Here is a 20,795-nt window from a genome sequence, read left to right as displayed (position 1 = left end):
TTTTAAGGCTTAAAAGATTAAAACAACAGAAAAAAATAAAATTGCTAAAAAGCATTTTGGACAGAATTTTTTACAAGATGAGAAAGTTTTATCACAGATTGTCCAATCCATTCCCAAGGAATTTAGAAATTTAAAATTCATTGAAATTGGGGCTGGCTTAGGTGATCTAACAAATAAGCTATTAAGCTTAGGAAATATCACTGCTTATGAGGTTGATAAGGAATTAATCCCTTATTTAAAAGAGCGTTTTAAAGTAGCCCTTGAAAATGGACAATTAGAGCTCAAAATTGGCGATATAATAGAAATTTGGAGTGGTGAGAGTTTAGAGGATAAGCCTTACTTTCTTATTTCTAATTTACCTTATTATATTGCCACTTTATTGGTAGTTAAAGCAATCAAAGATCCATTGTGTAAGGGTTGTGTCGTGATGACGCAAAAGGAAGTTGCCTTAAAATTTTGTGCAATTCAAAATCAAAGTGATTTTAGTGCTTTAAGTGTTTTAGCCCAAAGCGTGGGGGAAGCCAAGATGCTTTTTGAAGTTCCACCAAGTGCTTTTGTGCCTCAACCCAAGGTAACTTCAGCCGTATTTTTGATAGAAAAAAATCAGATTCCATCAAGTGATTTTTTGGTAAAGCTAGAAGAATTGCTAAAGATTGCCTTTAGTGCTCCAAGAAAAACGCTTTTTAACAATCTCTCCAAGGTTTATTCTAAAGAAAAAATTATGGAAACTTTGGAAAAATTAGGGATTGCTTCTAATAAAAGACCTCACGAGATTGATACGACCGATTATCACCGACTTTTGAAATTACTATAAAAGGCGGATTATCATGGAAGAAAAAGCAACACAAAATACACAAAATATTCCTTCACAAGAAACAATAGAAACACAAAGGGAGCCAAATAAAAGGCGTTTTAGACCAAGAAACAATCAACAAGGAGAGGAAAAACAAGCTCAAAATGGACAGCATCGACACAATCAACGCTTTTCTAAAAAATCTCAAAATTCTACACAAGGCGATCAGAAATTTCGTAATAAAAATATGGGAGGCAAAGAATCAAGCCATATTGATTTAAAAAAAGCGGTGGAAGTGAATGCAAGAGTGCATCAAAATTCACTCACTACCTATTCTCAAGCACACTTTAATCCTAATGCAAAAGTTAGAATTACTCCTATTGGAGGACTTGGAGAGATTGGCGGAAATATGACAATCATTGAAACGCAAAATTCTGCCATTATTATTGATGCGGGGATGAGTTTTCCTGATAGTGATATGCATGGTGTTGATATTTTGGTGCCAGATTTTAGTTATTTAGAAGCAATTAAAGATAAAATTGCAGGGATTGTAATTACACACGCACATGAAGATCATATTGGCGCTATGCCTTATTTATTTAAAAAATATCAATTTCCTATTTATGGGACTCCACTTCCTTTGGGTTTGATTGGATCAAAGTTTGATGAGCATGGGCTTAAAAAATTCCGCTCTCTTTTCCGCCCAGTAGAAAAGAGAAAACCCATAAGAATTGGTGAATTTGAGATTGAATGGATTCATATCACGCATTCCATTGTAGATTCAAGTGCTTTAGCTATTAAGACAGAAGCAGGAGTGATTTTTCATACAGGAGATTTTAAAATAGATCACACCCCAATAGATGGATACCCAACAGATTTAAATCGAATTGCACATTATGGCGAACAGGGAGTTTTGCTTTTGTTAAGCGATTCAACAAATTCGCACAAATCGGGTTATACGCCAAGTGAAGCAAGTGTTGGACCTGCTTTTGATACGCTTTTTTCTCGTGCTAAGGGGCGTGTGATTATGAGCACTTTTAGCTCTAATATTCATCGCGTTTATCAGGCTATTCAACATGGATTGAAATATGGGCGTAAAGTCTCAGTGATAGGGCGTTCCATGGAAAAAAACCTAGAAATTGCAAGAGCTTTAGGATATATTGATTTGCCACAAAATATTTTTATTGAAGCACATGAAGTCGCAAAATATGCAGATGAAGAAGTTTTGATTGTAACAACTGGTAGTCAAGGTGAGACAATGAGTGCGCTTTATCGTATGGCAACAGATGAGCATAGGCATATTAAAATTAAGCCAAGTGATATTGTGATTCTTTCAGCTAAGGCGATTCCTGGAAATGAAGGATCGGTGTCTAATATTTTGAATTTTATTAACAAAGCAGGAGCAAAGGTTTATTATCAAGACTTTAGTGAGATTCATACAAGCGGACACGCTGCACAAGAAGAGCAGAAGCTTATGTTGCGACTTGTAAAGCCCAAATTTTTCTTGCCAGTGCATGGAGAATATAATCATATTTTAAAGCACAAAGAAACAGCTATTTCTTGCGGAATTGATGAAAAGAATATTTATCTTATGGAAGATGGCGATCAAGTGGAAGTAGCACATAATTATTTGCGTAAAGTCCGAAGCGTAAAAACCGGCAAAACATATATTGATAATCAAGTTAATGCAACTATTGCTAATGATATTGTTTTGGATAGACAAAATTTGGCTGAAAATGGGATTGTTAGCGTGATGGTGCAAATTGATAAGGCTAAAAATGCCCTTATTGGTAAGCCTAGAGTGCAAACTATGGGAATTATTGCGAATAAAGATATTATGAGTTTTAATAAAGAGATTGAAGAGTTTTTTAGTCTTTTTGTTAAAAATTGCAAAAAAGAACTCTATAATAGCCAAAAAGCAATGGAGAATGAGGTGCGTAATGCCCTAAGAAAGCTAATGTTTAAGAAAACTAAGCGTTATCCTATTATTTTTCCAAATATTATTTTTAACTAGAATCCTTGTGATTCTTGCCTAGATTTTATTGAAGGATTGAAATGTTTGAGTGGATTTTGAGTGCAGAAATGTGGGTTGCTTTGCTGACGCTCATTGGCTTAGAGATTGTTTTGGGGATTGATAATATTATTTTTATTGCTATTTTGGTAGGTAGGTTACCAAAAGAGCAAAGACAGAGGGCAAGAATCTTTGGTCTTGGTTTAGCAATGCTAACGCGTTTGATGCTATTACTCTCACTTTTTTGGATTATGAAGCTTACAACTCCGCTCTTTAGCGTGTTTTCGCAAGATATTTCTGGGAGAGATATTATTTTGATTCTTGGGGGTTTGTTTTTGATTGCAAAATCTACCTTAGAAATCCACCATGATATTGATAATGCCGGTGAAAAGAGTGATGAAAATCTATTAAAAGAAGGAGCTAAGCGAGGATTTTTTAGTGTGCTTATTCAAATTGCAATTTTAGATATAGTGTTTTCGCTTGATTCGGTTATTACAGCAGTGGGAATGGTTAATAATATAGAAATTATGATGATTGCTGTTATTGTAGCGGTTTTGGTAATGATGCTTGCAAGCAAGAGTATTTCAGAGTTTGTTGATGAAAATCCAACCATTAAGATTCTTGCCTTAGCTTTTTTGATTTTGGTGGGCGTAACTTTGGTAGCAGAAGGTTTGGAATTTCATATTTCTAAAGGTTATATTTATTTTGCTATGGCATTTTCTTTGGGGGTGGAATCAATTAATATTTATATCAAAAAGAAACACGCTTCACAAAGGAAATCTTAAAAAATGGCTACCAAAACCCTAACTATTATTGATACTTTTGGTTTTTTATTTCGGAGTTACTTTGCACTTCCGCCACTTAAGAATCACAATGGATTTCCAACAGGACTTTTGACAGGCTTTGCAAATTTAATTATGCAGTTACATAAGGATTATCCTAAAGATTATCTAGTGTTTGCCCTTGATTCTAAAGGAGAAAATTTTCGCAAACAAATCGATCCGCTTTATAAAGCAAATCGCCCAGAAGTGCCACAGGATTTGAAATTGCAACTTGAGGTTGCCATAAGATGGGTAGAAGATATGGGCTTTAAAAATATTAGCATTGAAGGCTTTGAAGCAGATGATGTGATTGCTTCTATTAATAAGCAAGTCAATAAGCTTGATGTTAATGTGCGAATTATTAGCCACGATAAGGATCTTTATCAGCTAATTGATAAAGATACTTTTTTGTTTAATCCTAGTAAAAAAGAAGAAATTAGAGAAGAAGAATGTAAAGAAAAATATGGCGTTTATCCTAGTCAATTTATAGATTATCAAAGTATTGTGGGTGATGGTGTGGATAATGTCCCTGGGGTGAAAGGCATTGGGGCAAAGGGTGCGGCTAATTTGCTAAATAATTTTGGTAGCTTAGACGCAATTTATGAGCATTTAGATGAGATTCCGCAAAAGCGAACTAGGGAGCTTCTAAGTGTGGCTAAAGACGATGCATATCGCAGTAGAGAGCTTGTAAGGCTTAGAGATGATTTGTTAGAAGAGTTTGATTTAAGTGAATGTAAAATGCCTCAAGACTCGCCCTTGCTTAAAATCTTGGATTCTTTAAGAGAATATGATTTAAATAGTATTTTAAAAAAAATAAACAAAAATGCTACACCTCAAATAAAAGATACACCAATCAAATCACAAGAAAACAAGCAAAAAAAGCAGTTTGTTTATAAGCCACATTTGATTGGGAGTGATTTAGAGCTTAGGGAATTTTTTATGGCATTGCCCAAAGAGAGTATTTTTTCTTTTGATACTGAAACAACTTCTTTAGATGTAAGAAAGGCAAAGATTGTTGGCTTCTCTTTTAGTATAAATGGTATAGATTGTTATTATGTCCCTATTGCACATAATTATTTGGGTGTTGAATCGCAAGTGAGTTTGGAATGTGCTAGAGAGTGTATTAAGCAGATTTTTCAATCTCAATGCGTGATTGGTCATAATCTCAAATACGATCTTGAAATTCTAAAAACAAATTTTGATTTTGTTGCAGAGGATTTTTCAAAAGTACGCGATAGTATGCTTTTGGCTTGGCTTTTACAGAGTGATTCTCTTTGCAATTTAGATTTTTTGATGAAAAAATATTTTAATCACGAAATGATTCATTACAAAGACATTGTGGGTAAAAATGAAAATTTTTCAAATATCTCAATTCAGCGTGCATGTGAGTATGCTAGTGAAGATGCAGCAGCTTGCTATCAGCTTTATTTTAAACTTCAAAGCTTAGCGGATAAATCGCTTTTGGAGATCGCACAAAAAGTGGAATATCCCTTTATTCAAAGCTTGATGAGTATGGAGTTATTAGGTATTAAAATTGATTTGGAATATTTTTTAAGATTAAATGCGCAATCAAGAGAGAAGTTGCATCAAATCTCTGAAGAAATTTTTATTTTAGCCAATAAGCGCTTTAATCTTAATTCTCCCCAGCAATTAGCGAGTGTTTTATTTGATGATTTAAAGCTACAAACAGGCAAAAAGACTAAAATAGGTTATAGCACTTCTGAATTGGTGTTAAATTCACTTTATGATTCGCATCCCATTATTCCTAAAATTTTGGAATATCGAGAATCTTTTAAACTTTATAGCACTTATATTGAGCCTTTGATTGAACACGCAAAAAATAACTTAGAGCATCGAATCCACACTTCTTTCATGCAAACAGGCACTAGCACAGGACGCCTTAGTTCCAAAAATCCTAATTTGCAAAATATTCCTGTAAAAACTTTAGAGGGAAGACGCATACGCGAGGGCTTTATTGCAAAAGAAAAGTGTTTGTTAGTGAGTTTGGATTATTCACAAATTGAATTGCGCCTTTTAGCGCATTTTTCACAAGATAAGGCAATGATTGATGCATTTTTACAAGATGCAGATATTCACCTAGAAACAGCCAAAAAGATTTTTGGGGAGGAAATGGCGCAAGAAAAACGAGCAGTTGCCAAAAGTATTAATTTTGGTTTAATTTATGGAATGGGTCCTAAAAAGCTTTCTGAAACACTCAAAATCAGTTTTCAAGAAGCCAAAACTTATATCCAAAATTATTTCACTTCTTTTCCGATGATTAAGGATTTTTTAAAAAAACAAGAGGAATTTATTTTGGAGAATGGTTATTCTAAAACGCTTTTGGGTAGAATGAGAAAATTTGATTTTGATGGGATTCAAGAATATCAAAAGGCGGCTTTTTTAAGGGAGGGAATTAATGCAATTTTTCAAGGTAGTGCAGCTGATATTATCAAAATGGCAATGAATAAAATTATACATTCCTCTTTAGAATCAAAGTTATTATTGCAAGTGCATGATGAATTGATTTTTGAAACTCCAAAAGAAATAGCTAGTGAAGAAGCCAAAAAGATTGCTTTAATTATGGAGAATATTGCCACACTAAGAGTGCCGCTTAAATGCAGCATAAGTATTGGAGAGAATTGGGGGAAATTAAAATAGGTAAAAAATCACTTCTGTTTCTCTTTGGCAATTTCTCTTAGAGTGCTTTTGATGCATTCCATCTCTTTTGCCCATTCTTTCCATAGCCCTTTTCTTTTGTTTCTTGCAACACTCTCTAATGTTTCTAATTTTGTAATAACTTCTTCTTGAGTGAGATCAAAATATTGAACCACTCCATAACCATCTTTGATAATTTGCTCATTAAATAAATTTCCACCATTTTGCAAAAAACACCAGCCATTTTGATAGCTTAGAAAATATATTTGTTCAGAAAAAATTTTGTTTTGTGTGTAATTCATTGCAAAATGGCGCATTGCTTTTAGAGTTTTTGGGTTAATTTCACAAATATCTGATTGGAAGTTTTTGCTAGGGGTAGCCACGCCATAAAGCTGACAATAAAGCCTTCCAAAATCCTTAGAATAAACTCCAAATAGTGCAGGGGCGTAAATGGACTTTAGAATTCCTTGTAAAGGAATGGGAGTAAAAACAAGCGAAAAGAGTGGCATACAAAATAAGGCTAAAACTAAAAAGGTAATCCTAAAAAATTTCATTGAATCCCACTTGCTTTAAGAAGGCTTTGCACATAAGGATTTTTTGGATTTTTAAAAACTTCTTGGGTTTTGCCACGCTCAAGTGCCTCGCCATTTTTTAAGACAATGACATTTTGACAAAGAGTGGCAATGACGCTTAAATCGTGGCTAATGCAGAGATAGCTTAAGCGGTATTGTTTGGATAGTTTTAGAAGTAAATTAAGAATCTGTTTTTGTGTATTTTTATCTAAAGCACTTGTTGGCTCATCAAGTAGTAAGACTTTTGGTTTTAAAATCAAGCTTCTTGCAATACTCACTCTCTGCCTTTGTCCGCCACTTAGCTCATTAGGATAGCGCTCCAAAAAGCTTTCATCTAAACTTGTATCCAAAAGGACTTGTTTGATTCTAGCTTGGCGATCTTGGATATTGTGGGCAATTAGCCCTTCTGCTAGGATTTGGGCGATGGTCATTTTGGGATTAAGTGAGCTAAAGGGATCTTGAAAAATCATTTGGATATTTTTTCTAAAATCCCTTAATTTTTCTCCTTGAAGTAAAAAGAAATCTTGATTAAGTAAATCCACTTTTCCTTTGGATTCTACTAAGCGACAAATAGCGTTTGCAAGAGATGTTTTACCACTGCCTGATTCTCCAATAATACCCAAACTCTCCCCCTCTCTTAACTCAAAACTAAGAGGTTTAAGAGCTTCAAAACTATTCAAAGTTTTCCCCCAAAAGCTTTTTTTAGTAGGATATGAAACTTGCAAGTTTTCAACTTCTAAGAGTGGTTTGCCAAAATCCAAGTGAGTATTGTAAGAGAAATGAAGGGATTGCACCAAAAGTTTAGTGTAAGGATTTTGTGGATTTTTAAAAATATTTTGTGTAAAACCTCTCTCGATAATTTCACCTTGTTTTAATACAAGAATGGTTTTGCAGAGTTTGGAGATCACTAAGAGATCATGGCTAATAAACAAAACACTAAGATGAAGTTTTTTTTGTAAAGATTGCAAAAGCAAAAGAATTTGTTCTTGCGTGGTGGAATCTAAAGCGGTTGTGGGTTCATCAGCGATGAGAAGTTTGGGTGAGTTTGCAAGGGCGATGGCAATGCAGATTCTCTGCCTTTGTCCTCCGCTTAATTCATAAGGATATGATTCTAGCACTTTTTGTGGTAAATGGACATTTTCTAAAAGCTCTATTAATTTACTTTGAAGATCTGCTTTAGGGAGGTTTGGATTGTGGATTAAAAGTGCTTCGGCAAGTTGCTTTTTAATTTTATGAAGTGGGTTTAGGGCGCTAAGTGGCTCTTGAAAAATATAGCTAATTTCTTTGCCACGAATCTTTTGCATTTTAGCTGATGAGTATTGAAGTAGATTCTGTCCCAAAAAGTTAATTTCACCTTTTTGGTATTGGAGATTAGGAAGGAGTTGTAAAATGGCATTGCCTAGCATAGATTTTCCACTGCCTGATTCTCCAACAATCCCTAAAATACTCCCTTCTTCAAGTGTAAAAGAAATGTTTTTTAGACTAAAATTGCCAAGCTTTAAACAAAGATTTTTAATTTCTAAAAGTTTCATTATTTCCCTTTAAGCAATCTCGCAATCCCTCTCCAATGAAAACCAAAAGACAAAGTAAGATACTAAGAGTAAAAAATCCGCTTAAACCTAGCCATGGGGCGTTAAGATTGTTTTTGCCTTGGGCTAAAATTTCCCCTAAACTTGCATTGGGTGGCGGTAATCCAAGCCCTAAGAAATCCAAAGAAGCTAGAGTGGTGATACTTCCGCATAAAATAAAAGGCAAATAAGTTAGCAAAGCCACAAGGGCATTGGGTAAAATATGATAGAAAATAATCCGATAGTGGCTTACTCCAAGCATTTTTGCAGCTTTGATATAATCAAGATTCCGCACTTTTAAAAATTCCGCTCTCACAAAAGGAACAAGCGCAATCCAAGAAAATAAAAGCACAGCAAAAAGGATAGTCCAAAAGGTCGGTTGCAATAAACTAGCTAAAATAATTAAGATAAATAAAATAGGCATTCCACTCCAAATCTCAATAAGTCTTTGTCCAAATAAATCAATTTTTCCTCCAAAATATCCACAAATAGCACCGGTTAAAAGCCCAATAATGGAGCTAAAAAAGGTGAGAATAAAAGCAAAGAGTATGGAAGTCTTAAGCCCATAAAGCAAACGCGCCACAACATCTCTACCCAAATCATCAGTGCCTAGAGGATTTAAAAGACTTGGTGGAGTAGGAGCGGGAGAGGGTAGTGTATAGATAATTGTATCATAAGAATAAGGGATAGGTGGCATAATTAAAAAACCCTTTTGTTTGATTAGATCTTGCAAATAAGGATCATTGTAGTTGGCTTCACTCTCAAAATCTCCCCCAAAGGTAGTTTCAGGATAGCTTTGAAAAATAGGAAAATAGCTTTGATTGTCATAGCGGATATAAAGAGGCTTGTCATTAGCGATAAATTCCGCATTAAGGCTAATAATGAAAATCCCCAAAAAAATCCATAGGGAATAAAAGGCTTTTTTGTTGGCTTTAAAAGTGTGGTAATGTCGCTGTGTGAAAAATCCCATTTTATACCTTCTGGAAGTTGATTCTAGGATCAATTAAAACATAGAGCAAATCGCTAATTAGCGTGATGATTAATCCAAAAAGCGTAAAGAGATACAATGTCCCAAAAATCACAGGATAATCGCGCGTAATAATGGATTCATAACCAAGTAATCCCAGACCATCTAAAGAAAAGATAATTTCTACCAAAAGCGATCCGGTGAGCAAGATTCCAAGTAGAGCTTGGGGAATTGATGAGAGAATTAAAAGCATTGCATTGCGAAAAATATGTCCATAGAGCACTTGATTTTGGTTTAATCCTTTGGCAAAGGCAAGCTTGACATATTGTTTGTGAATCTCCTCTAAAAAAGAATTTTTTGAAAGCAAGGTCAAGGTCGCAAATCCGCCAACGCTAAGGGAGATGACTGGTAGTGTAATATGCCAAAAATAATCTTTTATTTTTTCTAATAAAGAAAGCGATTCGAAGTTGTCGCCTATGATTCCACGCAAAGGAAACCAACTAAAATAAGTCCCTCCTGCAAAGAAAATAATTAGTATCAAGGCAAAAAGAAAAGTGGGAATTGCATTGCCAATAATAATGAGTGTGCTTGTGAAGTGATCAAAAGGAGTGCCATTATGGATAGCTTTTTTAATGCCTAAGGGAATGGAGATAAGATAAATAAGCAAAGTGCTCCAAAGCCCAAGAGAAATAGAAACAGGAAGTTTTTCTACAAGGAGATCTAACACGGAAGCGTTTTTATAAAAACTCTCTCCAAAGTCCAAGAAAATATAGTTTTTTAGCATTAAAAAATATCTTTCCAGTAGTGGTTTGTCAAATCCATAAAGGGCATTAATTTTTTGGATTGTTTCTGAATCTAGCCCTTGATTTTTATAGATTCCACCACTAGAGACTTCACCTTGTAGATTCTGTGATTCTAATTTAGCAATCATTTGCTCAACAGGACCACCTGGGGTGGCTTGAATGATAAAGAAATTAAGCGTGATAATCCCAAAAAGAGTAGGAATGATAAGCAAAAGTCTTTTTAGGATATAAGTTCCCATACAAATTCCCTTAACGCCTAAAAGATGGATATTTTTCTTGTATTTTTAAAAGTTTATTTTCATTGACCCACCAAGTATCAAATCCGACATCATAAATGGGTGTAATTTGGGGATGTTCTAAAAAATTCCAAAAGGCAATTCGGAAAGTTTTTGTATGAAAATGTGGAATTACATAATAATTCCACAAGAGCACTCTATCAAGTGCTCTTGTTGCAGTAAGCAAGTCTTGATAGTCTTTGGCATTAATGATTTTTTGTATTAGAGAATCAATTACAGGATTTTTAATCCCCGCATAATTATAGCTACCCTTTGCATCAGCAGCACTAGATCCCCAAAAAAAACTTTGCTCATTGCCTGGAGAGAGGCTTTGGGGGAAAACTCCTACAATCATATCATAATCAAAGGCGCGAAGCTGATTAATGTATTGGCTAACATCAACTAATCTAATTTTCATTTCAATGCCTAAAATTTGCAAGTTTCTAGCAAAGGGTATGGCAACGCGCTCCATCGCAGGAGAAACAAGTAAGAGCTCAAAAACAAAGGGTTGATTATTTTTATCATAAAGCTTACCATTTTTTGTTGCAAAACCGGCTTCTTTAAGTAGTTTTTGTGCTTTTTTAAGATTGTCTCTATTGTTTCCATTGCCTTGTGTTATAGGGAGCTTGAAACTTTGGGTAAAAAGCTCTTGTGGGAGTTTATCTCTAAAAGATTCTAAGAGTTTTAATTCCTCTCCAAGTGGAATCCCAACACTTGCAAATTCTGAATTATCAAAAAAGCTTGTTGTCCTTGCGTATTGATTAAAAAAGAGATTTTTATTGCTCCATTCAAAGTCAAATGCTAACCCTAAAGCTTCTCTTACTCTAATGTCTTGAAAAATGCTTTTGCGTAAATTAAAAACAAAACCTTGCATTCCACTAGAGAGGGAGTGCAAGGTTTCTTGTTTGATAATCTCGCCATTATTAAGCGCCTTGCCATTATAACCTAAAGCCCAATTTTTAGCACTCATTTCTTGTCTGTAGTCATACCTCCCTGCTTTAAAAGCTTCAAGTGCTACAGAATCATCTTTGTAATAATCAAAAGTGATTCTATTAAAATTAAAATATCCAATGCGCGTTGGGTGATCTTTTGCCCAATAGTTTTCTACTCTTTTGTAAGTGATGCTACGCCCAGCTTCAAAAGATTCAATTTTATAAGGACCACTTCCAAGTGGGATTCTAAGTGGGTTTGCTTTGGGGGTTGTGGTTTCATAATAGTGTTTAGGGAGAATGGGTAAATCCCCTAAAATTAAAGCTAATTCTCGATTTTTAGAATCTTTAAAATTAAAGCGAATAGTGTGTTTATCTACCACGATAGCTTCTTTAATGTCAGCATAGTAGCGATTCATTGAAGGATTTTCTCCATGCGCAATGAGATTAAAGCTAAATTCAACATCAAATGCGGTAATTTCTTTGCCATCATTGAATCTTGCATTGGGATCAAGATGAAAAATCACAAAGGTATTGTCTTTTGCTCTTTGGATTTGTTTGGCAATAAGCCCATATTGACTGCTTGGTTCATCTAAAGAACGCACCATTAGTGTATCATAAATAAGGTGTAGTCCTTGAGCACTTGTGCCTTTAAGCAAAAAATCATAAAAACTATCAAAAGTCCCAATGGCATATTCTTTGATATGTCCCATCTTAGGGGCATTGGGATTGACATAGTCAAAATGTTTGAAGTTTTTGTATTTCACTTCACCATTAATAGCAAAGGCATTGTCGCTGTAAGTGTCTGCGCTAAAAAGATTCAAAATAAAGAAAAAAAGAAAAAATAAATAACGCATTGCATTCCTTGGATTTTTTCAAAAAACTTTTTTGATTCTAGCAAATAAAAGATTATTTTTGCTTAACATTTTATTAACATTTCTTCACTATACTTTCGCGTTTAGTTTTACTTCAAAAGGATTAACAATGACAAAACAATTTCGTAATATTCACATTTATCTTAGCTTGTTTTTTCTGCCGGTTGCATTAATGTATGCGCTAACAGGGGTTTTGTATATTAGTGGGTTTAACCAAGATAGCGGAGCAACTAAGAACACTTACATTCTTAATGCCGAGATTGCTAAGGGGGGAGAAGTAGAGGCGATGTTGAATTATTTGCAAAGTAATAATATTCCTTTACCCTCTAAAACAGAGCCTACACTTAATAAACGCGGTGCTTTGAGCGTGGGTGGAGCGCATTATTCAGCAAGTATTGCTAAAAGCGGTGAAAATCAATGGACTATCACAACGCTAGAGCGCTCTTTTATTGGCGATCTTATTATGCTTCATAAAGCAAAAGCCAAATGGTATTTTGATGTTTTAGCTATTGGTTTTGGTATTACGATGGTTTTGCTTTACCTCTCTGGATTGATGATTACTCTTTTTAACTCTAAGAAAAATAGAAATATTCAATATGGGACAATTTTGGCAGGCTGTCTTGTAAGCATTGTTTTGGGCATTTTAAGTGTAATGTAGTCAAGAATGGATTTTTCCATTCTCGAATCTGCATTGCTTTTATTCTCTCAAATAATGCGTAAAAAGTTTCTTAAAGCTCACCAAACCAAAGAAGCAAATATCGTAATTAAAACAATCGAAAATAAATTAACCCATACGCCATATTTCATCATTTCTATTTGTTTGACATAGCCTGTTCCATATACAATTGCATTAGGTGGAGTTGCCACAGGTAGCATAAAGGCACAACTTGCACCAAATCCAATTACAAGCGGCAAGATATGTTCTGGCATTCCAATAGCTTCGCCAACTACTCCAAAAATCGGCACAAGTAGAGCAGCACTTGCTGTGTTGCTTGTAAATTCGGTTAGGGCAATGATGAAAAAGGCCACTACGATAATAATAATTAGCCAATGGCTATTGCCAAAGATTTGTGCTACACCATTTGCCAAAACTGCACTAGCTCCAGAATCTTTTAAAATCGCACTCAAAGCTAATCCCCCACCAAAAAGCCACAAAACACCCCAATCTGTATTGTTTTGAATATCTTTCCAAGTGGCTACTTTGGTAACCCCAATAGCAATTGCACAAGCAAGGGCAATAATGGTGTCTAAATCATCAATACCCCCCAAAAGAGAACTGATTTTTGCACTAAATATCCATGCAAGTGCAGTGAGGGCAAAAATGATTAGGGTAATGGTTTTTTTGTGATTCCATTGTGTGTTTTCTAATTCTATGCTAAATTGAGTGTTTAAATTAGGCTTCAAAAGTAAATACAAAATAATAATGCAGCTAGGTAACATAATTAGCATAAATGGTATTCCAAGCTTCATCCAATCAAAAAAGTTCATTTGCAAATATGCAGCTGCAATTGCATTTGGTGGGCTTCCAACCAAAGTTCCAAAGCCTCCGATACTTGCACTATATGCCACACCCAAAAGCACAAACACAAAAGTATTGCGGTCTTTGTCTATTTTGAGATTAGATAGAATACCAAGTGCCAAAGGTAGCATAATAGCAGCAGTGGCAGTGTTGCTAATCCACATTGAAAGAAGGGCAGCAACACAAAAAAGCAGGATAATAGCTAAGCTCATTTTGCCTTTTGCTAAGTAAATGAGATAATTTGCAATGAAACGATCTAGTGCTTGAATATGCAATGCACTAGCAATCGCAAAACCTCCAAAAAACAGGAATATTACCGGATCAGCAAAAGTTTTTAATGCGCTAGAGGTATTTTCTAAGCCAAAGATTACTGCCAAAAAGGGCACGCACAATGCAGTAATGGCAGTATGGGTAGCCTCTGTAATCCACAAAATCCCCACAAAAATCAAAATGCAAATCCCGATGTTTGCATTTCTCTCAAAGGGTAAAAAAGTATATAAAAGTGCAAAGATAAGAATATCAATTGCAATAATAATTAGAGATTTTTTTATTGATTCCAAATCAATTTTCCCCTATTTTTGGATTATTTGAACCAATTTTTGATTTTATCCACAAGCCCTTCTAGGCAGTTGATAGGCTTTGCTTCTTCATAGCCAAAAGATTGATGTAATTCATTGAGTAGTGATTTTTGTTTTTCTTCAAGCTTAGTAGGATAAGTAATATTAACAACAGCAATAAAATTTCCTTTTTTATTACCATTGACACTTTTCACACCTTCACCATGAAAAACAAATTGTTGTTTATCTTTGACGCCAATGGGGATTTTAAGCTCTAATTCTTTGGTTAGTGCAGGAATCTTAATGGTTCCTCCAAGCATTACAAGAGTAAAAAACACAGGGACTTCTAAATAAATATCATTATGATGGCGGATAAAATGTTCATCTTCTAGAGCTTGGATTTCAATGTATAAATCTCCCCTTGTGCCATCTGGCATAAGATTTCCGCGTTGGGTTACTCGGATTTGATTGTGACTATCAACACCTTCTGGGATATTGACTTCAAATTTCTCTTTTTCTTCTTTGTAGCCTCTGCCATGACATTTTTCGCATTTTTCACTAATCATTTGTCCGCTTCCATGGCATTTAGAGCAGGTTTGAGCAAAAGTCATAAAACCTTGTGAAAAAGTTTCTCTACCGCTACCTTTACAAACTTTGCAAGTTTCTACCTTTCCATCTTTTGCACCGCTTCCTTGGCAAGAATCGCAAGATTTTTTATAAAGGATTTCTATTTCTTTTTTGCAGCCAAAAACCGCTTCTTGAAAGGTTAATTCAAGGGCTATTCCCAAATCACGCGGATATTTTTCATTTTTCTTACTTCTTTGGCTAAATCCGCCAAAACCTCCAAAATTGCCACCAAATACCGAATTAAAAATATCAAAAATACTCTCTCCCATATCGCTAAAGCCAAATCCGCTACTCTCCAATCCCTTTTTACCATAAGTATCATAAATTTGTCTTTTTTCGCTGTCGCTTAAGATTTGATAGGCTTCATTGACTTTTTTAAACATTTCTTCGGCTTCTTTATTATCGGGGTTTCTATCTGGGTGGTATTTTAAAGCCATTTTGCGATAAGCTTTTTTGATTTCATCTCCACTTGCATTGCGCTGCACTTCTAATATTTCATAATAATCAAATTCTTCCAAATTAATAACTCCTAATTATTTTAAAAAATTAATGGCAGATTCTAGCTAATTTTAACTAGATTTATTATTAACTTTACTCTTGGATTTGGGGTAGATTTATTGATTATTCATTTAGTTGCAGTTATAATTTACTTTAGATTTAATAGGCATTTTTTTAATATAAAAAGGCTAGGGTAATATTTTATGAAATCACTTCCAGAAAGTTTTGCAAAATTAGTAGAATCTTTAGAAAAACTTCCAAGCATAGGTAAAAAATCAGCAATGCGTCTTGCTTATTTTTTGGCTTTTGAAGATAAATTTAGTGCCTTGCAGATTGCCCATAATATTGAGCATTGTATGCAAGAGTTACGAATTTGTGAAGAATGTTTTGGGATTAGCAAAGAGTCAGTTTGCGAGATTTGTTCAAATGCGATGCGAAACAATGGCGAACTTTGTATTCTAACAAATCCTAAAGAGATTTTTTTATTAGAAGAGAGTGGCGAGTTTCATGGGAAGTATTTTGTGATCACTTCTTTAGAATCGTTAAATATAAAGTTTTTGGAAAACAAAATTATAAGAAACAAAGTAAGGGAAATTATTTTTGCGCTTAGCCCATCTTTAAATAGCGATAGTTTAATGCTGTATTTAGAAGACAAGCTTAGTCATTTAGACTTGCAATTTACCAAAATTGCACAGGGAGTGCCAACGGGTGTGAGCTTGGAAAATATTGATCAGCTCTCTATTATACGAGCTTTGCAGTCTCGCGTGAAAATTTAAAAAAAAAGGGGGGGGAATAATGGTAGAGATTATAGAGAATTTAAATCTTTATATTGTTATTATTGGTGTGATTTTGTTTATCAGTGTTTATGCAAGTAAAATTTCAGAGAAAATTGGAATCCCATTGTTGCTTATGTTTTTAGGGATTGGAATGTTGCTTGGAAGTGAGGGGATTGGTGGAATTGAATTTGATAATGCACTGCTAACTCAAGCTATAGGGACAATTGCATTGATTTTTATTTTATATAGTGGAGGGCTTGACACTTTTTGGGAAGAAGTGAAGCCAGTTGCGATTAATGGAATCTTGCTTGCAACATTTGGTGTTTTAATTACAGCTTTGGTGATGGCTTGTTTTATTTATTTGATTTTAGACTTTACATTTTTAGAATCAATGCTTTTGGGTTCGATTGTTTCTTCTACAGATGCCGCAGCAGTTTTTATGATTTTGCGTTCTCAAAAGATTAGGCTTAAAAATAATATCCGTCCGCTTTTGGAATTAGAATCAGGAAGCAATGATCCTATGGCAATTTTTTTAACAATTATTGTTTTGCAAATTCTTACGATGCCTCAAGCTAATGCGGTGAGTGAATGGTTTTTTTATTTTGTTATACAATTTGCGATTGGAGGGGTGCTTGGGCTAGTGTGTGGCTATCTATTCCCTAAGATTTGCCAGTTTATTAATATTTCTCAAGCAGGGCTTTATCCTCTTATTAGTGTAGCGTGGTTATTTATGATTTTTGGACTTTCTTCACTTTTAGGCGGAAATGGTTTTTTAAGCATTTATATTGCAGGAATTATGACAAATAAATTTGCTTTTCCTAATAAAGCACATATTATTGCCTTTCACGATGTGATTGCTTGGATGATGCAAATTGTAGTGTTTTTGGTTTTAGGTTTGTTGGTGTTCCCATCAGAACTCCCAGAAATAGCTATTCAAGCCTTAATTCTTTCTTTGGTATTGATTTTTATTGCGCGTCCAATGAGTGTGTTTATTTCTCTAATGAAGAGTAAATATAGTACTAAAGAAAAAGCTTATATTTCGTGGGTGGGATTGAGAGGAGCAGTACCTATTATTTTAGCCACTTATCCTTATGCTTATAAGCTTGAAAATTCACATATGATTTTTAATGTGGTGTTTTTTATGGTGCTTGTTTCGGTGCTTTTGCAGGGAGTTACGATTGGTTTTATGGCAAAACGACTTGGAATCATTGAAGAGTAGCTTGGAATTATTTTTGCTTTTTGTTTGCTAAAGAGATTCAATGTGAGGAGTTTTTGTGCGTTTTTTTGTTTTTTTGTTTTTAATGGTAGAAATTTTAGTGAGTTATGAAATTTATCAAGGAATAGCTCCTCAAAGCACTTATCATTCGCTATATGAAACAAGAAAGAATCGTTTGCTTGGTGTTTATGGGACTTATAATAAAGTAGAATCAGATGCTAATCTTGGAATTGTGGGTTTTGATTCTCAAAATCACGATTTAGATGAAAAACCTTTTGGATTTGGAATAAAGGCGGGATATTTATTAAGCCCAAATCATAGAATCTTGCTTGGTTTTGAAAATACTTTAAAGAAAAATGGATTTTCTTATCGCACTTTAACTCTTGGTTATTCCTTCACTCCACGGATTCCAAATACACAAAGTTGGCGACTTTTGCTTGGAGTGGAAGCAGGATTGGCATTTGGAAAATTTGATTCTGGAAGTTTTGTGATTAATAATAGTGCTATGGGGAAACTTGATTATACTGGGCTAACTTATGGTGTTAGAGCTGGGGCAATTTATGAAATGCAATTTGGGGAGTTAGAGTTTGGCATTCAATCAAAACGATTAGATTTTGGGGAGGAGAGTAGTAGTGTGCTTATTAATGATGCTCCAACAGGGACGAGTTTGGATTTAAGCGACACTTCTAGCACGGGAATCTATTTTGGTTACAATTTCTTATTTTAAAGAGAATCTTTGATAAAGATTCCCAAAAATCCTTCTAAGAAATTCGTATATCATCTCTTAGAAGAGCAATATGAAGCGTTTAATCATTATCATTCCATTACAACAGATTTACCCGATCCATTAGGCGTTGCAAGACAATTTATAAGTGATAAAGTGGCGCTTTTTTGTGCTTTGTTTGCCTATGGAAATGCAAGGGCAATTGTGCGATTTTTAGAATCTTGCAATTTATATTTTTTGGAGCAAACAAGTATTCAAAGCAATGCGTGTTTAAGCGAGATTCCCTATTGCACAAATAAGCCTTATCGCTTTCAAAATCAAGATGAAATACAAGATTTTTTTGAATCTCTTTTAATGAGTGGGAATTTATATGAAATTTTTTATCGAGCTTATAAAAAGGATTCTTTGCTAAAGGGAATTGAAGCTTTGCAGAATCATCTCTATAACAATCTTCAAAACACAACAAAAGGCTTAGAATTTCTCATTGGCAAACCTCAATCTAATTCTCCTTTGAAGCGTTGGAATATGTTTTTGCGTTGGATGGTGCGTAAAGATTGCATTGATCTTGGATTTTGGGAGGGGATTAGGCGGAGTGATTTGATTTTGCCTTTAGATACGCATACCTTTAGAGTGTCTCAAAAGCTTGGTATTTTAAAAAGAAAAAGCTATGATTTAAAGGCAGCTTTAGAAGTGAGTGAGTTTCTAAAAAAGCTAGATTCAAAAGATCCAATCAAATATGACTTTGCTCTTTATAGAATTGGTCAGTTAGGACTTATTTAGCTCTTTAGACCAAGTAGAGTATTGAGCATTTCATCGATGGTTGAAACCATTTTGGCATTGGCGCTATAACCGCTTTGGTATTTGATTAGATTAATGAGTTCATCATCTACAGAAACTTCAGAAATCGCTTTGTATTCTTGTTTGACAGAAATATAAACAGCTTCTTTGGTTTCTAGTGTGATTTGTGTGCTTTCAGTTTGAGAAGAAACTCTTCCAGCAATATAGCGAAAATATCCACTAATAGTCTCACTTTGTTGTGTTCCATCTTGACTTGTAAAAGTGATTTTGTCATATTGGAGCTGTTGCATGAGGTTAGCAATTTCAAAGTTTCCATCAACAGGTTCTCGATAGGCGCGAATTAGTGTTGCATCGCTTTTGTAAGGTTCGGCAAGTTCAATATTATCTGCGCTATTTCCGGCAAAAAATCGGTTGATTCCAAGCGCTCCTGCAAAATTTGTCCCATCATCTTGAATAGAAATATAAATTTCCTCAGCAGGATTTTTTGAAGTAATGGTAAATGTCTTTGTCTCGTTATTGTAAGTAGCTACAAAGCGATCATCAAAGTCATCACTAGCATTTCCATTTTTATTGTCATCAATGTTTGCATTGAGTTGATCTAAAACATCTTGCATGCTTGTAAGATTGTCAATTTCAACACTTCTTGAGCCAAGTTCTTCGCCTTTTTTGTTATACATTACTACTTTAAAACTTCCAGAGTTAATGTTATAATCACTAGTAACTAGCGCATCTTGGGAATTGATATTTAAGGTGTCACTTTTTGCACTTAGCTGCGAACTTTGTGCATAAATGTTGTTGGTTGCTTCAATGAGCCCATTTGCAAAGGTGTCTAAATCATTGATATAAACTTGTAATTTGCCTAAAGTTCCATTGCAATCTAACACATCTTCAGTGCGGATTAAATCTAATATAGCACCCACTTTTCCTTCATTGATAGCATTGGTAAGATTGTATTCTTTATGATCGCTTCTTAGATATTTAATTGTATAGATTCCGCTTGGATTTTGAGAATTATCAAGAGTAAGTGGATGAAATGAAGTGCCATCAACAATAGCTTTTCCGCCAACAGTGAGAGTGTAGCCATCATCAAAATCAGCAATATTTTCATTCACACAAGCACTGCCCATAACACCTTGTTTAAAAACATCACACCCAATGAGATTATTGATTTCAAATTCATATTGATCTCTTAAATCCCTTAAATCATTGGCTTTTTGATTGAGCTCTTTATATTCATATTCAGCGATTTTCTTATTAAGCTGCGCAATTTGCTCCCCTAGGCGATTAACTTCATCAACTGCCACCTTAAGTTCATTGTTTAAGCTTTTTTGAAGATTTACAAGCCTATCTCTTGTGTTAGAGATATTGTTAGCAAGTGTGGATGCTTGTTCAGCAAGGGCAATTTTTTGTGCAGAATCTCCGGATTTGGTCGATAAATCTTTCCAAGCATTAAAATAGTTTTGCAAGTCATTATAGATGCCCACTTCATCAACTTCGGGATAGTAAGATGAGGCTTCTTTTAAGCCTTCAAAGCTTTTTTCATAAAAGGTTTTTTCCGCACTTGCTTTTTTGTAGCGAGAAAAAGTGTATTCATCATGGATACGCTCAACGCTTAGGATATTTAATCCTTGTCCGATGACATAATTTGATGAAGTTTGAAGTGGTGTTTGTGCTGAACTTCTAACCACTTGGCGGGAGTAAAATTCATTATTAGCATTTGCAATATTGTGACTCACCGTATCTACCATAACTTGATGTCCGGTTAGTCCAGTATAAGGAGTGTTTAAAGAAGAAAGTAATCCACCCATAGT

General features: G+C 34.6%; 17 protein-coding genes. 9 read left to right on the top strand and 8 right to left on the bottom strand.

Going from position 1 to position 20,795, the window contains the following annotated elements; translation table 11 throughout:
• The first annotated feature begins 16 nt into the window (after positions 1-16).
• The 4 genes from rsmA to polA are packed head-to-tail and all read left to right on the top strand — an operon-like array spanning position 17 to position 6,283.
• Complete coding sequence (gene rsmA, locus CCY98_RS05335) at positions 17-814, top strand: 16S rRNA (adenine(1518)-N(6)/adenine(1519)-N(6))-dimethyltransferase RsmA (protein ID WP_343217648.1); 798 nt, start codon at positions 17-19, stop codon at positions 812-814.
• Positions 815-827: 13 nt separating this feature from the next.
• Entirely contained in the window at positions 828-2,807 is a 1,980-nt protein-coding gene (locus tag CCY98_RS05330; RefSeq protein WP_112057541.1) for a ribonuclease J, read from the top strand.
• Positions 2,808-2,848: 41 nt separating this feature from the next.
• Entirely contained in the window at positions 2,849-3,589 is a 741-nt protein-coding gene (locus tag CCY98_RS05325; RefSeq protein WP_112057540.1) for a TerC family protein, read from the top strand.
• Positions 3,590-3,592: 3 nt separating this feature from the next.
• Complete coding sequence (gene polA, locus CCY98_RS05320) at positions 3,593-6,283, top strand: DNA polymerase I (protein ID WP_112057539.1); 2,691 nt, start codon at positions 3,593-3,595, stop codon at positions 6,281-6,283.
• Between the two features lie 8 nt (positions 6,284-6,291).
• Here the strand turns inward: polA and CCY98_RS05315 are convergent, their stop codons facing one another.
• From CCY98_RS05315 to CCY98_RS05295, 5 genes are read right to left on the bottom strand one after another with little or no spacing between them, the layout of a single operon-like run.
• On the bottom strand, positions 6,292-6,834 hold the full coding sequence (locus CCY98_RS05315; protein ID WP_112057538.1) for a thermonuclease family protein: 543 nt from the start codon (positions 6,832-6,834) through the stop codon (positions 6,292-6,294).
• Positions 6,831-8,384, bottom strand: coding sequence for a dipeptide ABC transporter ATP-binding protein (locus CCY98_RS05310; protein ID WP_112057537.1), 1,554 nt, complete (start codon positions 8,382-8,384; stop codon positions 6,831-6,833). The genes CCY98_RS05315 and CCY98_RS05310 overlap by 4 nt, the downstream gene beginning before the upstream one ends.
• Complete coding sequence (locus CCY98_RS05305) at positions 8,365-9,390, bottom strand: ABC transporter permease (protein ID WP_112057536.1); 1,026 nt, start codon at positions 9,388-9,390, stop codon at positions 8,365-8,367. Before CCY98_RS05305 ends, CCY98_RS05310 begins: the two co-directional genes overlap by 20 nt.
• 1 nt (position 9,391) lies before the next feature.
• Positions 9,392-10,429 (bottom strand): ABC transporter permease subunit, encoded by a 1,038-nt coding sequence (locus CCY98_RS05300; RefSeq protein ID WP_112057535.1) that lies wholly within the window; start codon positions 10,427-10,429, stop codon positions 9,392-9,394.
• Positions 10,430-10,439: 10 nt separating this feature from the next.
• Positions 10,440-12,251 (bottom strand): extracellular solute-binding protein, encoded by a 1,812-nt coding sequence (locus CCY98_RS05295; RefSeq protein ID WP_112057534.1) that lies wholly within the window; start codon positions 12,249-12,251, stop codon positions 10,440-10,442.
• A 127-nt stretch (positions 12,252-12,378) separates the two neighbouring features.
• Between CCY98_RS05295 and CCY98_RS05290 the strand changes: the two genes are divergently transcribed.
• Positions 12,379-12,927, top strand: a complete 549-nt coding sequence (locus CCY98_RS05290; RefSeq protein WP_112057533.1) for a hypothetical protein — start codon at positions 12,379-12,381, stop codon at positions 12,925-12,927.
• 77 nt (positions 12,928-13,004) lie between these two features.
• On the opposite strand, the gene CCY98_RS05285 is transcribed toward CCY98_RS05290, so the two are convergent.
• Positions 13,005-14,348, bottom strand: coding sequence for a DASS family sodium-coupled anion symporter (locus CCY98_RS05285; RefSeq protein WP_112057532.1), 1,344 nt, complete (start codon positions 14,346-14,348; stop codon positions 13,005-13,007).
• 23 nt (positions 14,349-14,371) lie between these two features.
• Positions 14,372-15,490, bottom strand: a complete 1,119-nt coding sequence (gene dnaJ / locus CCY98_RS05280) for a molecular chaperone DnaJ (RefSeq protein ID WP_112057531.1) — start codon at positions 15,488-15,490, stop codon at positions 14,372-14,374.
• A 183-nt stretch (positions 15,491-15,673) separates the two neighbouring features.
• On the opposite strand from dnaJ, the gene recR reads away from it, so the two are divergent.
• Genes recR through CCY98_RS05260 form a run of 4 tightly spaced genes read left to right on the top strand, consistent with a single transcriptional unit; the run spans position 15,674 to position 18,966 of the window.
• Entirely contained in the window at positions 15,674-16,246 is a 573-nt protein-coding gene (gene recR, locus CCY98_RS05275; protein ID WP_112057530.1) for a recombination mediator RecR, read from the top strand.
• A 19-nt stretch (positions 16,247-16,265) separates the two neighbouring features.
• Positions 16,266-17,465 (top strand): potassium/proton antiporter, encoded by a 1,200-nt coding sequence (locus CCY98_RS05270; protein ID WP_112057529.1) that lies wholly within the window; start codon positions 16,266-16,268, stop codon positions 17,463-17,465.
• 55 nt (positions 17,466-17,520) lie between these two features.
• The gene (locus CCY98_RS05265) at positions 17,521-18,189 is read left to right on the top strand and encodes a hypothetical protein (protein ID WP_112057528.1); all 669 of its coding nucleotides are present in this window, start codon (positions 17,521-17,523) and stop codon (positions 18,187-18,189) included.
• 9 nt (positions 18,190-18,198) lie between these two features.
• Positions 18,199-18,966, top strand: a complete 768-nt coding sequence (locus tag CCY98_RS05260) for a TIGR02757 family protein (protein WP_112057527.1) — start codon at positions 18,199-18,201, stop codon at positions 18,964-18,966.
• On the opposite strand, the gene flgK is transcribed toward CCY98_RS05260, so the two are convergent.
• Complete coding sequence (gene flgK, locus CCY98_RS05255) at positions 18,963-20,792, bottom strand: flagellar hook-associated protein FlgK (RefSeq protein ID WP_112057526.1); 1,830 nt, start codon at positions 20,790-20,792, stop codon at positions 18,963-18,965. The two genes, CCY98_RS05260 and flgK, sit on opposite strands and share 4 nt — an antisense overlap.
• Positions 20,793-20,795: the final 3 nt, after the last annotated feature.

This window comes from Helicobacter sp. 11-8110 (assembly GCF_003288905.1).
GTDB classification, from domain to species: Bacteria; Campylobacterota; Campylobacteria; order Campylobacterales; family Helicobacteraceae; genus Helicobacter_D; species Helicobacter_D colisuis.
This window is presented reverse-complemented; position numbering and strand designations above follow the sequence as displayed.